Raw genomic sequence first — 14,047 nt, 5'->3', positions numbered from 1 at the left:
TTCCTCCACAAGGCCAGTTCGTCCCCCACGGCAGGGATCGTCGGGCGCCTCTACTAGCCTGTACGGGTGGCCACCGCTCTGTACCGTCGTTATCGTCCCGAGTCCTTCGCCGAGGTGATCGGCCAGGACCACGTCACCACGCCGCTGCGGCGTGCGCTGCGCGCGGGACGGGTCGGCCACGCCTACCTGTTCTCGGGCCCGCGAGGCTGTGGCAAGACCACCTCTGCGCGGATCCTGGCGCGCTGCCTGAATTGCGAGCAGGGGCCGACGGACACCCCGTGCGGCCACTGCGATTCCTGCCGTGACCTGGCGCGCGGCGGAGCCGGCAGCCTCGACGTGGTGGAAATCGACGCCGCCAGCCACGGTGGTGTGGACGATGCCCGCGAGCTGCGAGAGCGCGCCTCGTTCGCCCCGGTGCGGGACCGCTTCAAGGTGTTCATCATCGACGAGGCCCACATGGTCACCTCGGCAGGCTTCAACGCTCTGCTCAAGCTCGTCGAGGAGCCGCCGGAGCACGTGAAGTTCGTCTTCGCGACCACCGAGCCGGACAAGGTCATCGGCACCATCCGCTCGCGCACCCACCACTACCCCTTCCGGCTGATCCCGCCGCAGGTGCTCGCGCCCTACCTCGAGGAGGTGTGCGCGGCCGAGGGTGTGCAGGTCGGCGAGGGCGTCATGCCGCTCGTGGTGCGTGCCGGCGGCGGTTCGGCCCGCGACTCCATGTCGGTGCTGGACCAGCTCATGGCCGGGGCGGGGGAGGACGGCCTGGACTTCCCCACCGCCATCGCTCTGCTCGGCTTCACCGATACCGCACTGCTGGACAGCGCCATCATCGCGGTCGCCGAGCGGGATGCCGCCTCCCTGTACGCGGCGGTCGAGCACGTGCTGGCCACCGGGCACGAGCCGCGCCGCTTCGTCGAGGACCTGCTGGAACGGATGCGGGACCTGATCGTGCTGGCCGCGGTGCCGGATCGCGGCGCTGATCTGCTGCCGCAGGTCCCCGCCGACGAGCTCGAGCGCATGCGCGGCCAGGCCACGATGTTCGCCCCCGCGGACCTCTCGCAGTGCGGCGACCTCGTCCACGAGACGCTGTCCACCATGAGCGGGGCGACCTCGCCGAGACTCCACCTCGAGCTGCTGGCCGCGCGGCTGGTGCTGCGAGATGAGCGAGCCGCGCTCGCCGCTCCGGCCGACGGGACCGGGGGACGCCCGGCTCCGGCGCAGGGCGGCCGCGGTGGTGAGGGGCAGGGCGGCCGCGGCGGCCCTGTTCACGGTGCTCCGCAGGGGGCGCCCGGGAGTGTTGGTGGGCGCGAGGAGGCCCGCCGCATCGCCCAGGAGAAGGCGGAGGCCTCGCGTCAGGCGCGCTCCGGCGGGGCGCCCTCCGCGGCGCCGACCTCGCCGGAGCCGCCGGACACAGCGGCCCCCGCGGGAGCGGCTGGAGCAGTCGGTGCGGGTGCCACCGCCGATGCGGGCCAGCATCCCGGGCCGGCGGCGCAGGAGCCGTCACCGCAGACCAACGCCTCACGGCCCCAGGCCCCCCAGAATCAGCAGGCCCAGCCGCCGACGGGTCAGCCGCAGGCACCCGAGGCGCAGGGCGAGAGGCAGTCGTCCCGGCAGGGCCAGCCGATCGATCCGCAGGCGGCGCAGTCGCCGTCGAACCACTCGCAGCAGTCCCAGCCACCGACCCGGCAGGACCAGCCGGCCGAGCAGCAGGTGCAGCCGCAGCCGCAACAGGGCCGGCCTCCGCAGGATGCTTCCGGTGCCTCGGCCCCCAGCGGCGGGACCGACGGGCTGGATCCTGACGAGGTGCGCTCGCACTGGTCCGCGATCCTCGACGAGCTCGCGCAGATCCGCCGCCCCAGCTGGGCGCTGATCTCCCAGAACGGACACGTCCACGGTGCCCAGGGGACGACCCTGGTGATCGGGTTCCGCACCGACGGCCTGGTCTCCGCCTTCCACCGCGGCACTGCTGCAGAGAACCTGGCCGATGCGGTGCGCCGCATCATGCACACCGACATCACGGTCGAGGCCGTCGTCGGCGAGGACCCCGGCCCCGGCGGCGGCGGTCGCCCCGGTCCGGGCGGCCCCGGGGGACAGCGCCACGACGGCCCGCAGCGGGGTGGCGGACCGCACGGTGGGGGTGGTCATCCCGGCGGCGGCACCCAGGGCGCACAGGGGTCACAGGGTGCCGGTTGGCCGGAGGGTGGTGCTCGGCACGATGGTGGAACCCAGGACGGCGGACCGCAGGGCCGCGACGGAGCGCCCGCCCAGGACGGCCCCGGAAACGCCCGGACTCCGGCGCCCCAAGCCACTGCGGGTCAGGGGATCGCCGGGCACGGCGCAGGCGAGCAGGCAACGAGCCCGACGGACGCGCCGTCGGCCGATTCCGCATCGACCGACGCGCGGTCCGTCGACCCTGCCGGCCCGTCCGGCAGCTCCTCCCCCGACGCCGGGCCTGTCCCGTGGGGCGATGCCGTCTCCCCGAAGGCGCCGCCGGCTCCGGCGACCTCGGCCCCGCAGGAGGAGGAGCAGCCTCTGTCCGCAGGCCAGCGCGCCTCCGAGCGCGCGCTGCGCGCCGCTGCCCGCGCCTCCGAGCAGAATCGCGGCCCCGCAGCATCTGGTCCGGACCGGTCCGAGGACTTCGCCCCGGAACCGGACGATCCCTTCCCGCCGGACCCCCGGGACTCCTACCCCTCAGAGAGCGCCCCGCGGCCGGGCGGCGCCGACGAGATGCCGCAAGGTGCGCCGGCGCCGGCGGTGCACCAAGGCCCAGACACGGGGCGCTGGTCCGACGCGCTCGCGCCGGCTCCCGCCACGGCGCCGGCTCGATCTGACGAGGTGGCATCAGCCGTCGCCCCGCCGGTCGCGGCCCCGCCCGCCGGAGGAGCGGACGACGGGGAGATCCCCGTCGTCGACGACGAGGGGCGTGACTCCCTGCCCCCGGAGGAACCGCGCACCTATGGACAGGCGGCGCTGAAGCGGGCGATCGCCGAGGGCCGAGTGATCCGCTCCCGTCCCGCGCAGACCGTCCCGACGACGTCGGCGACCAGCGGCGCCGATGGCGGTTCCGGTGCCGACCACGGTGCCGGTGCCGACCACGGTGCTGCTCGTGCCGCTGGCGCTGGTTCGGATGCCGCCCCCGAACCGTCCGGGTGGGGACCGGCCTCCTCCGCCGCGACGCCGGGATCGGCCGCGTCGCCGTCTCCCGCGGGACGGACTTCCACCACCGTCGGCTCGTCCTCGTCGGCAGCCGTCGACGCGGCCTCCCCGCCCCCGATGTCGCCGTCGGCCACCTCCGCGCCGACCGAGGACCGGAGTGCCACTGCGCCGACCGAGAGCCCCGGCGCCACGGCGTGGGCCGAGAGCCCAGGTGCCTGGGGTGCCGCGGCCACCGCCGCTCAACCCGCACCGGCCGACAGCGCTCCACCTTCACCCACGGACACCGGAGGACCGGCGGAGTCCGCCAGCTCTCGAGCTGCGGCATCCTGGGGGACGGCCTCGATCGCCCCGGCCCCGGGGGACGAATCGGCCTCTGTCCCCGCGCGCAGCGGCGCGGCCCTGGTGCGTGAGGCGGCCCAGGCCTCGCGCACTGCCGGTCAGCGAGCGCGCAGCGCCACTCCCGAGGATGCGCCGGAGGTGGACCCCACCGGTGGGGCGACCCGGGATGACGAGGACGCCGTAGTCGCTCAGCGCAACGGACGCGAGATCATCGAGTCCGTGCTCGGCGGCAAGGTCCTCGAGGTCATCGACGAGACCGAGAGGTACTGACCGCGGCGAGGGCCCTCTCCCGGCGCAGCCGGAATCATGAGCGTGCGCTCACGCGGTGGAACGGTCGATGCCGAGCGTCGCGACGAGGTCCTCGTGCAGCTCGAACCAGACCCGGTGGCACGAATCGACGTCGCTCCGATCGACCCAGGCGGTCTGTCCCGCGTGCGCACGCTCCAGCGCTACTGCGTACCGGGAGTCGTACCCGTCGAAGCGTTCGAGGACGGCGGTCAGGCGGTCCGTGATCGGTGCCAGGGCGTTCCCGACCCGGGTCAGCTCCTCCAGGATCCGTGCGTCCCGCGCCGGCTCGGAATGGTCGTTGACCGCGAGAGGGTCCCCGTCGACCGGACGCAGCTGCCAGTCCGTGCAGGCCTGGACCAGACGTGCATTCCAGGGCAGGAACTCGCGGTGGACCTCGTGCAGCTCCCGCGTTCCGCCGACGGCGTCGAGCTCACCGGCGAGCATCCGCTCGTTGTGTACGCGTCCCGTCGTGGTGAGGGACCATCCCCCGAGATCGGCGAAGCTGGCGAAGGCGACCGCCCCCTGCTTCTCGTAGTCGTGCAGGACCTCGGCAGTGACCAGGGGATCCAGACCGAAACGATCGGCGATCCCGCGAGTCCCGGCGAAGCCGCGCAGCCGCACGCCGTGCAGCACCAGCAGGTCGAGGGACGAGGTCGAGTTCACGAGTCGACGTCCCGCCGGGCGTTCAACCGCGTGAAGTGCTGCTGGCAGGCCTGAGGCGAGTTGAAGCCCATGGCCTCGGCGATCTGGGCCCAGGTGAGGCCGGCGGCGCGGGCGATGAACAACAGGCCGGACTCGAGTCCCTCCACCTCCGCGCGCGCCGAAGGCATCAGGGTCAGAGCGCTGAGCAGCTCCTCCGGTGCAGCATCGCGTGATCTCCACAGGGCGAGCTGGGCGAGATCCACGGCCGAGGTCGCCTCTCGGAGGGGACGCCACGGGGGAGAGGGCAGCGCCTCACCGCCGAGGTGCAGGAGGTGCTCGCGCGCGTCCTGCTCACGGCGCGCCTGGTGCTGCTCACCGCGCACCTCGGGCTGGTCATTGCGTATCCGGTCGGGGGCGCTGCCCGCCTCGGCGCGCCCGTCGCGGGGCCGGGTCGGATCGCCGTGCGGACCGTCCGTGTTCTTGTGGGGCATGCCCTGATCCTGCATACTCAACACATTATTGTCAATAAAAAGTTGAGGTGGCGGGATGCTCGTTCGTCTGCGCGACGCCACGAGGAGTACCTGCGGGGCGAAGGCCGCGACCCTCGGCACCCTGTTGCGCGCAGGATTGCCGGTGCCCGACGGCCTCGTCGTGCCGTTCGCGATGCACCGGGGCGCGGGGGAGGAGCCGCTCGGCGGATCACCGGAGGGCATCGCGCCGCGGACGGCCGATCTGCCGACGGTGGCCCGTACGGCAACACTCCATTCGACCGCCGAGCCGCCCACGATGGACCTCCGCGTGGCGCTCGATGAGGCCCTGGGTGCGCTCGCGGACGTGCCTGTCGCCGTGCGCTCCTCCGCGACCGGGGAGGACTCGGCGGACTCCTCCGCCGCCGGGCAGTACGAGACCGTCCTCGCAGTGCGCGGGGCCGACGGCATCGCCGCCGCGGTGCACCGCTGCTGGGCCTCGCTGGCGCCCACTCGCGCCCTCGACCCGTCGGCCGGCGCCGGTCCTGACGGTGATCTCGGAAGCTCGGCGATGGCCGTGATCATCCAGCCGCTGGTGGACGCCGAGGTCGCCGGGGTCCTGTTCACACCCACGCAGCCGGGCGGTGCCACGCGCCTCGAAGCGTCCTGGGGGCTGGGAGCGGCCGTCGTCGGAGGCGAGGTCTCGCCCGACGCCTACGAAGTCACTGCCAACGGGCTCGTGACCAGCGAGGTCGCCGACAAGCATCGACGCGTCGACCGTGAGGGGAACGGGGTCGTCGCTCGCGAGGTCGCTGCTGAGCAGCGGCGGGCGCCGTGTCTAGACGAGGACGCGGCCGTCGAGCTCGCGCGTCTCGGGCACAGGATCTCCGAGCTCCTCGGGGGTCCGCAGGACATCGAATGGGCCCGGTCCGGCGGCGACCTCCGGATCCTCCAGTCCCGTCCGATCACCGCAGAGCCGCCTTCCGTGGGCAGAGATGCGCCGGCGGTCCCTCCGAACCTCCTGCGGGGCACCCCGGGCAGTCGCGGGCAGGTCGCGGGCCCGGTGCGTATCGCCCGAGGCCCGGAGGACTTCTCCCGGGTACGTGCCGGCGACGTTCTCGTGTGCCCGTGGACGGATCCGGCCTGGACGCCGCTGCTGCGCGTCGTCGACGGCATCATCACCGAGGTCGGTGGGGCGCTGTCGCACGCCGCCATCGTCGCCCGCGAGCAGCACGTCCCCGCCGTCCTCGGAGTCGCCGGAGCCACCTCTTCCCTCCGCGACGGAGAATGGGTAGAGCTCGACGGGAGCGCCGGAACCATCGCTCGTACCGCGGGAGGAACGCCTCGATGACCCGATATCTCTACCTCGCCCGTCACGGCGAGGCCGATCCCCTCGGGGAGCTCACGGACACCGGCAGGTCCCAGGCCGCCCTGCTGGGCGAGCGGCTCGCACGGATGCCCCTCGACGTCGTGTGGCATTCGCCCCTGCCCCGCGCCGTCGAGAGTGCGCAGGTGATCGCCCGGGAACTGCCCCCGACCGTTCTGGTCGACGACGTGGAGGAGCTCATCGACCACGTCCCCTACGTCCCGCCCGCCGAGGAGCTCTCAGCGGCCTGGGCCCCGTTCTTCGATGGCTACGACGCCGAGGAGGCGGCGGTCGGGCACGACCTCGCCCACCGGTTGAGCAGGCGCTTCGGGGCGTCGTCCGTATCGGGGCGCGCTGCGGGAGCAGGCGATCGGGACACGCACGAGGTGCTCATCACCCATGCCTTCCAGATCGCCTGGTTGATCCGTGACGCCCTCGAGGCGCCGCCGGCACGCTGGCTCGGCCTCAACTGCGCCAACGCCGCCCTGACCATGATCGAGCACCGGGCAGCGCGGCCTCCGTCGGTCGTCCTCGTCAACGACATGTCCCACCTGCCGCGGGAGCTGCACTGGACGGGGTTTCCCGACATCCTGCGACCCTGAGCTGTCGGCGAGATCTCATGGCTGTCGGTGCGCGGACCTCGCCGCGCAGAGCGTGCCTTCCTCGCCGCGCAGAGCGCTCGGGCCCTGCCGCGAAGGGCGCTCAGTCCGAGCGCGGCTCGAGCAGGCTGAACAGGTCGGTGCGCAGTGACGCGGGATTCACGTCGGGCGATGGTGGAGTCACGTAGAACTCCCAGAACGGGTAGGTCATCTGCTCCTCGGACTCCCCGACGTCCTCGGTGAACGCGCCCCAGCTCTCCGCCAGGCCGCCGTAGCCGCCGATGTGGCTGACCCAGCCCACCCGACCTCCGGGCAGCACCGAGGCGGTCACCTCGTATCCGCTGGGCAGGGTGATCGGCTCGCGCAGCGGGGCATCCACGGGGAAGCCGACCTCGACGTCCGCGGTCGAGACCGGCGCGCGGTGGTGGAGGGCGAACGCCGGGCCGATCGGGTGGATGCCCGCCTCCTCCAGGGCGGAGACGAGGTGCGAGAACGTGCCGTCCATCAGGGTCGACATCTCGTACATCGGGAAGTCGCGCTGCGTCACCACCGCGGTGGGGACCTCGGGGGCCTCGGTCACCGTGCAGGCGGAGGCCGGCTCAGTGGCGCCATAGGGAGGGGGCATCGACGACATCGTGCTGGATCCTGTTCGGAGTCGCGAAAGGGCCGTGCATGGTGCGACGGCCCAGCCCGACGGTACCCGTCCGACCTGGGTGGGACCAGCTGGGCCACCTAAGTGCTCGACGGGCGGACAGCCGCCCCGGGATCAGACCCGAGCGGCCATCTCGCGGTGCACCCCGGCCAGATCCAGGGCCAGCTCGCAGAACATCGAGTTCGACCAGGAGAACCACGCGCGGGTGAAGACCGACGGGTCGTCGACATGGACGCCCTCGTGCATCATCCCGGTGCCGCCGTCGGTGCGGATCAGCTGCTCGAGAACCGCCCGCTTCTCGTCCTCGTCACCGCAGGTCAGTCCCTCGACGTTCTTCGCGATGGGCCAGACGTGCCCGGCAGGGGTGTGCGGCGAGCCGATCCCCGCCAGGTGCTCGCCCGAGTAGAAGTACGGGTTGTGAGGTGACAGCACTGCGGCACGGGTGGCGAGGTAGACCGGGTCGTCGGCGTCCACGCACTCCAGGTACGGCAGCCCCAGCAGGCTCGGCACGTTCGCATCGTCGAGGACGACGTGGTTGCCGCGCCCGTCGATCTCGTACGCCCAGATCGGCGAGCCGTCGGGCCCGTCGACCAGCCCGTGCCGTTGCAGCGCCTCCCGGATCTCGCCAGCGAGCCGACGCGCCTCGGCGGCCTCCGGAGCCTGTCCCGCGACGTGCTCGAGCAGGTCGCCGAGACGTTCCAGCGCCAGGGCCAGGAAATGGTTGCCAGGGATGTTGTAACCCAGCTCGCAGGCGTCGTCGCTGGGACGGAAACCGGCCCAGACCAGGCCGTTCGGTGCGGTCAGGGACCCCTTGCCGTCGCGGGCCAGGGTGTCCTGGGCGGGGCAGTCCGCGCGGCGGAAGTAGTAGGCGGAGCGTTCCTCATGATGCTGTTCGGTGCGCACCGTCTCGAGGATCGCACGGGCCGCGGGGACGAACTTCTCGTCCGCCCAGGAGGTGTCCCCGGTCGCCGTCCAGAGACGCCAGGCCAGGTCCGGCCCGTAGGAGAGGGAATCCAGCTCGAACTTGCGCTCCCACGCCCAGGGGGTGTCGAGGTTCGTGTCGTCGCTGTCCCAGTGAGAGGCATCCGGGGCCCGGTTGAAAGCATTGGCGTACGGGTCGATGACGAGATACTGCCACTGCCGGCGCAGGAGACCGCTGAGCAGGCCGACCAGGACCGCGCGGTCCTCCGCGGCCCCGACTTCGGCGACGACCAGCCGCAGCAGCGGGGTCAGCTGGGCGGCGGAGTCCCGCAGCCACATCGCGGGGATGTCGCCGGTGATCACGAAGGTGGTGCCGTCCTCCTCGACGCTGACCGTGGTCTCCGAGGTGTTGCGCAGGTAGGCGACCACGCGGCGGGCGATCTCCTCGCGCGGGGCGGCGGCATCGAGGCCGTCGAGCACGCGCTCGTGCACGGCGTCGAGCAGGGTAGGAGGCAGCTGGACCATGGGACTCCATCGAGGAGGGTCGGGCTGTGCATAGTCCAGGGTATCCGGATATGTCACGGCGATGGACATATTTTCTGCCGACAGGACGTGGCGGTGTCCGTGGCCATCCGGTGCCGGAAGTGGTCACGGCGGCCACCCGTTGCCGAGGTGCTGGTGGATGGGCAGCGCGCCGCGCCGAGGAGGCGGAGGGCAGGCGCGGGCTGTGACGTGCGCGGAGGTATGTCATGCGGGGCGTCCCGCGTCCGGCGGGGGAACTACAGTTGTGCCCGTGTACGAAGGCATCGTCCAGGACCTCATCGACGAGCTCGGCAAGCTGCCGGGCATCGGCCCCAAGTCGGCGCAGCGGATCGCATTCCATCTGCTGGACGCCGACGAGTCCTCCGTGCGCCGTCTCGCCGATGTGCTGGTCACCGTCAAGGACACGGTGCGCTTCTGCGAGATCTGCGGCAACGTCTCCGCCGAGGACACGTGCCGCATCTGCACCGACACCCGCCGCAGCGACGAGGTCATCTGCGTGGTCGAGGAGTCCAAGGACATCGTCGCCATCGAGAAGATCCGCGAGTTCAAGGGTCGCTACCACGTGCTCGGCGGGGCGATCGATCCCATCGGCGGCGTCGGCCCGGACGACCTGCGCATCACCCAGCTCATGAGCCGGCTCGGCTCGGGCGAGACCACCGAGGTCATCCTCGCGCTGGACCCGAACATCGAGGGGGAGGCCACCGCCGCCTACCTCTCGCGTCTGCTGGGCCCGCTCGAGCTGACCGTGACCCGCCTCGCCTCCGGCCTGCCCGTCGGCGGCGACCTCGACTACGCCGACGAGATGACCCTCGGACGAGCCTTCCTGGGCCGTCGCACGGTGTGAGAGCCCCGTGACTTTGTGAGTGCCCCGATGACCTCCCCGTACTCGCGTCCGCTGCCGCCGCTGTCGGACCTGCCACCGCCGCGCGAGCTGCCCCGGGAGGAGTCCAGCCTGGTCCCGCCCCACGAGATCATCGTCGAGTCCCGGCGCGCCCTGGCCGGCCGGCTGCTGCGGATCTCCTGGGCCCCGGGCCTGGTGATCCTCGCCCTGTGGTACCTGCTGCTGATCCTGTACGTCACCGGTGCCTCACCGACGTTCTGGTGGCTCTCGGCCCTGGTCGCGCTCGATGATCCGATGTACCTGCGCGCCGCCATGTCCTCGCTGGGCTTCAGCACCAGTGGCCTGTGGACCGCGTTCCTGCTGCTGCCGACGCTCGCGACCGCACTGAGTCTCTCCCTGCTCCTGCTGGCTCCGAGTGCGATCGCCGGTATGGACCCTCGTCGATACCTCAGCGAAGCCGGGTTCCAGCGCGAGGTGGCCACGCGTCTCACCGCCGTGCTGATGATCCCCCCGGCCCTGGTGGTGGCAGCGCTCCCGCTGAGCATCGCCGTCGGGGTGCCGCAGCCCTGGTCCGGACTGGGGGCGGGACCGCTGATGGCGCTGTCCCTCGGTCTCGGGGCGCTCCTGATCGCCTGGGTGCTCGTGCGCCGCACGGTCGGGGCCCCGAAGGTGCTCGGCCTCGAGGCGGCCGCGGCCCTGGAGACCGTCGGTCGTCTCGACCGGGACCTCGATGCGCGCCGCGCCGCCGCGAAGCGGGTGCTCGCCCAGGATCGCCGGCACCTGCCGCCGAACCGCGCCACCCCCGCGGCGTCCGCCGCCCTGACGCCGCGCGGGGCGCTGACCTCCTTGGCCCTCATCGCCCGCGCGTGCCTGACCTGGGTGGCCCCGGCCGCCGCGGGGCTCGGCTGGATCGTCTTCGGCATCACCGACCTGGTCACGACCGTCGGGGGCATGACCCAGGCGGACCTCGCCCAGGTGAGCTCGCCGCTGCGCTGGCAGATGGTCGCCGTCGGCGTCCCCGCGGCAGGGCTGGTCGCGCTCGGCGTCTCCCTCGCTCCCGGCCTCGCGGTCCTGGCCGCGCAGAACCAGCGCGACCTGGTCGTCGACCAGCGCACCTACTCCTCGTGGGCGCACCGTGCCCGGGTGAATCCGTGGGAGGCGCGCGTCGCCTCGCTGACCGGCTGGATCAGCGCCGGCCTGGCCCTGCTCGGGCTCGTGCTGACCGCTGTGCTGCTGGCGCTGCTGGGGTCCGCGACCCCCGTCGCCTGGGTGGGGATCATCCTCGGTGCGCTGGTGCTGGTCCCGCTGCTGGGCGCCGGGGCGTCCGCCGCGATGAGGGGCGGGCTGCGGGACGTGCTGTACGGATCGGCCGGGAAGTACATGCGCCGCGAGGCCCCGCATGCGCTGGTCGCGCCCGACATCGGCACCCGTGCCCAACGGGCGAAGGATCCCGCCGTGCGTGCCGCGCTGCGCCGGCGCCTACAGGCCGAGGGCGGCGATCACACCCTGGAGATCTTCGATCTCGATGCTGCCGGGGAGCGGCTCTGGGTCGACGACGGCGAGCCCGGTGCGACGGACACCGCGGTGCGCGAGGCAGACCTGGCGCGCGGGCGGCTGCCCGACTTCGGCGGCGAGGGCTCCGCGCTCACCGGCGGCGACGAGACGGGAGGGAGTCACCCTGCCGAGGACCCTCCGGGCCGCCACCAGATCCCCGATTCGGTCACGGAGCTGCGCAAGCCCTGAGGTGGCCCGCACCGTTCCTGGTGGCACGTCGACCTGGTCGGCCGTCCCTCAGGCGATCCGCGTGCCTTTGCCCAGGCGCCTGATCGGCACGGCCAGGCGGAGCACCGCAAGGGCCAGCGCTCCGAGCGCCACGACGGCCCAGGCGGCCACGCCCATCGGCCACAGCGGGATCTGCATCGGCTCGCCGAGATCCTGCGGGGACCCCGCGGCGTCCGGCGAGCAGTAGTTGTAGTCCGAGGGGTGCGGCGGGCTCGAGACCTCGCGCATCCCGAACTTGAGCACGGACAGCGCGTCGACCTCGTCGTTCGCCTCCTCCCAGTACTCCATGAGTTCCGGGGTGGGCGCGGCCTCGGCCAGCATGACCACCGGGTTCGGCCACAGCACAGGCTGGGCGAGATCCATCCGGTAGACCTTCACGGTGGCGGTCTCGGCGACGCAGATGCCCCCTGCGCTGGTGCCGTCCTCTCCGGTCTCGACGACGTACTCGGTGACCTCGCGCTCCTCATGGAGGAACACCATGGAGGTGCCCCACAGGATCGGTCCCACCACGGTCACGCCGAACACCAGCACGTACGCGAGAACCACCGAGCCCAGCTGGCGCTGCGTGATCGCCGAGAGCCCCAGCCCGATCGCCGTCACGCAGAAGGTCAGGAAGCAGATCATCGCCACGACGCGCAGCAGGTAGAAGACGCTGACGTTCCCCAGCACCGCCAGCGGCAGGGCCGACGGCATCGCCAGCACCAGGAAGGCGAGACCGGTGGCCAGCCCGGCCAGCAGCTTGCCGAGCACGATCTCGAGCGGGCTGAGCAGGCTCGCCTGCAGCGTGGCGAGGGTGCCGGCGCTGCGGTCGCCGTTGATCGACCCGGCCGACAGAGCGGGCGTGACCAGCAGCATCGCGAACAGCACGAGCAGCATCTGCAGGCTGAACATGACGCGGGCGACGGGGGCGATCGACCCCCACCCCGAGGTGTACAGGACCGGGGCGAGCGCCATCACCCCGATGCCGAGCAGGATCAGCGTCCAGGCACCGAGGGCGATGTACCAGCGAGCGGAGCGGACCCGCTGGCGCAGCTCGAGGGAGGTCACCAGCCACAGCCCGCGCGGACGCAGGGAGAATGTGCCGTTCCGCAGGGCCATCACAGCGCTCCCTCCCGGTCGGCGGCCTCGGAGGCGAGGTAGGCGGCCTCGAGCCGACCGGTGGCCGGTCCGAAGGCGACCACGGCCGCGTCCTTGCCCGCGAGGTCCCGCAGCAGGCGGGAGGCGGTGGCCTCGTCGGGCAGATCCACCAACGCCTCGGCGTGACCGCCGGACGTCTGGGCAGGATCGACGACCCCGTGATGGCGCACCCCGAGATCGCCGAGCGCCCGAGAGAGCGCGGAGACGTCCAGCGACTCGATCCGCCAGGGCCGGGGACGCTCGGCGAGATCGCGCACGCTGGAGGAGTCGACGACGTGCCCGGCGTCGAGGAACACGACGTGATCGGCCATCTCCTCCAGCTCGGAGAGGATGTGACTGGAGACCAGCACCGTCACGCCCTGCTCGGCGACCTGCCGCAGCACTCGCAGCAGCCGGCGCCGCGAGGCGGGGTCGAGGCCGGAGGCGGGCTCGTCGAGGACCAGCACCTCCGGGCGGTGCACGAGGGCGCGGGCCAGACCCAGGCGCTGCTTCTGCCCACGCGAGAGCACGTGGGCAGGCTGGGCGGCGAGCGGCACCAGGTCCATCAGCATCAGCAGCTCGTCGACCCGCGAGCGGATCTGCTCACCGGGCAGGAAGTACGCCCGCGCCATCACCTCGAGTACCTCGGAGACGCGCAGCGAGTCCCAGGCGCCGAACTGGTCGGGCATCCACCCCACCGTCGCGCGCACCGCCGCGGAGTCCTGCGAGGGGTCGACGCCGTGGACCAGCACCCGGCCGCTGTCCGGCGCCAGCAGCGAGGCGAGCATGAGCATGAGCGTGGACTTGCCGGAGCCGTTGGGGCCCACCAGGGCGGTCACCTTCCCGCGTGGCGCGGCGAAGGACAGGTCCTGCACCGCGTGCACGGCGCCGAAGGAGCGGCTGACGTGCTCGCACAGGATGCCGGGGCCGTTCACGGCGCCGTTCGGCGGGCCGGCGGCTTTCCCATTCTGCAGGTCGAATGCGTGCCCGTTCTGCGGGTCGACGGCGCCCAGTCCGGTCGGCGGGCCGATGGTGTCCCCTCCCATCGCCTCGCCCCCCGGCGACGCATGCTGCGGCGGGTCATAGGCGTACCCCGTGCCCGATTCCCCCTGCGGATCCGGGCCCGCTCCCTCGACCGGGGTTGTGCTCTCAGTCATATGCCCAGCGTGCCACGGGGTGACCAGCGCTGCGAAGGACGCGGTGAGCACGTCCCGGAGATGAATCGTGGGGACGAGGTGAAGGTGGTCGGGTGGTCGACAGTGGACTTCGGACTGAACGGTCGAGTACTGGCGCTATGTCGAGCGCACTGGCGATATCGCCACAGCACATGCC

11 protein-coding genes are annotated in these 14,047 nt (G+C 72.4%); 5 read left to right on the top strand and 6 right to left on the bottom strand.

The annotated features are described in order from the left end of the window. Positions 1-66: 66 nt before the first annotated feature. Complete coding sequence (locus JOF43_RS01100; RefSeq protein ID WP_209898009.1) at positions 67-3,768, top strand: DNA polymerase III subunit gamma and tau; 3,702 nt, start codon at positions 67-69, stop codon at positions 3,766-3,768. A gap of 48 nt (positions 3,769-3,816) precedes the next feature. Here JOF43_RS01100 and JOF43_RS01095 read toward each other — a convergent pair whose 3' ends face one another. Further along, positions 3,817-4,449, bottom strand: a complete 633-nt coding sequence (locus JOF43_RS01095) for a transcriptional regulator (RefSeq protein WP_209898008.1) — start codon at positions 4,447-4,449, stop codon at positions 3,817-3,819. After that, positions 4,446-4,919: a DNA-binding protein gene (locus tag JOF43_RS01090; protein WP_245353978.1), complete on the bottom strand. Its 474-nt coding sequence runs from the start codon at positions 4,917-4,919 to the stop codon at positions 4,446-4,448. The genes JOF43_RS01095 and JOF43_RS01090 overlap by 4 nt, the downstream gene beginning before the upstream one ends. 55 nt (positions 4,920-4,974) lie before the next feature. On the opposite strand from JOF43_RS01090, the gene JOF43_RS01085 reads away from it, so the two are divergent. Both JOF43_RS01085 and JOF43_RS01080 read left to right on the top strand, forming a co-directional pair. Then, positions 4,975-6,246: a PEP/pyruvate-binding domain-containing protein gene (locus tag JOF43_RS01085; RefSeq protein WP_209898007.1), complete on the top strand. Its 1,272-nt coding sequence runs from the start codon at positions 4,975-4,977 to the stop codon at positions 6,244-6,246. Further along, positions 6,243-6,863, top strand: coding sequence for a histidine phosphatase family protein (locus JOF43_RS01080; protein WP_209898006.1), 621 nt, complete (start codon positions 6,243-6,245; stop codon positions 6,861-6,863). Before JOF43_RS01085 ends, JOF43_RS01080 begins: the two co-directional genes overlap by 4 nt. A gap of 100 nt (positions 6,864-6,963) precedes the next feature. On the opposite strand, the gene JOF43_RS01075 is transcribed toward JOF43_RS01080, so the two are convergent. Both JOF43_RS01075 and JOF43_RS01070 read right to left on the bottom strand, forming a co-directional pair. After that, complete coding sequence (locus JOF43_RS01075) at positions 6,964-7,485, bottom strand: GyrI-like domain-containing protein (RefSeq protein ID WP_342592056.1); 522 nt, start codon at positions 7,483-7,485, stop codon at positions 6,964-6,966. A gap of 141 nt (positions 7,486-7,626) precedes the next feature. After that, the gene (locus tag JOF43_RS01070) at positions 7,627-8,958 is read right to left on the bottom strand and encodes a glycoside hydrolase family 125 protein (RefSeq protein WP_209898004.1); all 1,332 of its coding nucleotides are present in this window, start codon (positions 8,956-8,958) and stop codon (positions 7,627-7,629) included. Positions 8,959-9,226: 268 nt separating this feature from the next. On the opposite strand from JOF43_RS01070, the gene recR reads away from it, so the two are divergent. After that, positions 9,227-9,820: a recombination mediator RecR gene (recR, locus tag JOF43_RS01065; RefSeq protein ID WP_209898003.1), complete on the top strand. Its 594-nt coding sequence runs from the start codon at positions 9,227-9,229 to the stop codon at positions 9,818-9,820. Between the two features lie 27 nt (positions 9,821-9,847). Continuing rightward, positions 9,848-11,560, top strand: coding sequence for a hypothetical protein (locus JOF43_RS01060; protein ID WP_209898002.1), 1,713 nt, complete (start codon positions 9,848-9,850; stop codon positions 11,558-11,560). 48 nt (positions 11,561-11,608) lie between these two features. Here the strand turns inward: JOF43_RS01060 and JOF43_RS01055 are convergent, their stop codons facing one another. Then, the gene (locus tag JOF43_RS01055) at positions 11,609-12,697 is read right to left on the bottom strand and encodes an ABC transporter permease (protein ID WP_209898001.1); all 1,089 of its coding nucleotides are present in this window, start codon (positions 12,695-12,697) and stop codon (positions 11,609-11,611) included. Beyond that, positions 12,697-13,872 (bottom strand): ABC transporter ATP-binding protein, encoded by a 1,176-nt coding sequence (locus JOF43_RS01050; RefSeq protein WP_209897999.1) that lies wholly within the window; start codon positions 13,870-13,872, stop codon positions 12,697-12,699. Before JOF43_RS01050 ends, JOF43_RS01055 begins: the two co-directional genes overlap by 1 nt. Between the last annotated feature and the right edge of the window lie 175 nt (positions 13,873-14,047).

It is taken from the genome of Brachybacterium sacelli (genome assembly GCF_017876545.1).
Taxonomy (GTDB): domain Bacteria; phylum Actinomycetota; class Actinomycetes; order Actinomycetales; family Dermabacteraceae; genus Brachybacterium; species Brachybacterium sacelli.
This window is presented reverse-complemented; position numbering and strand designations above follow the sequence as displayed.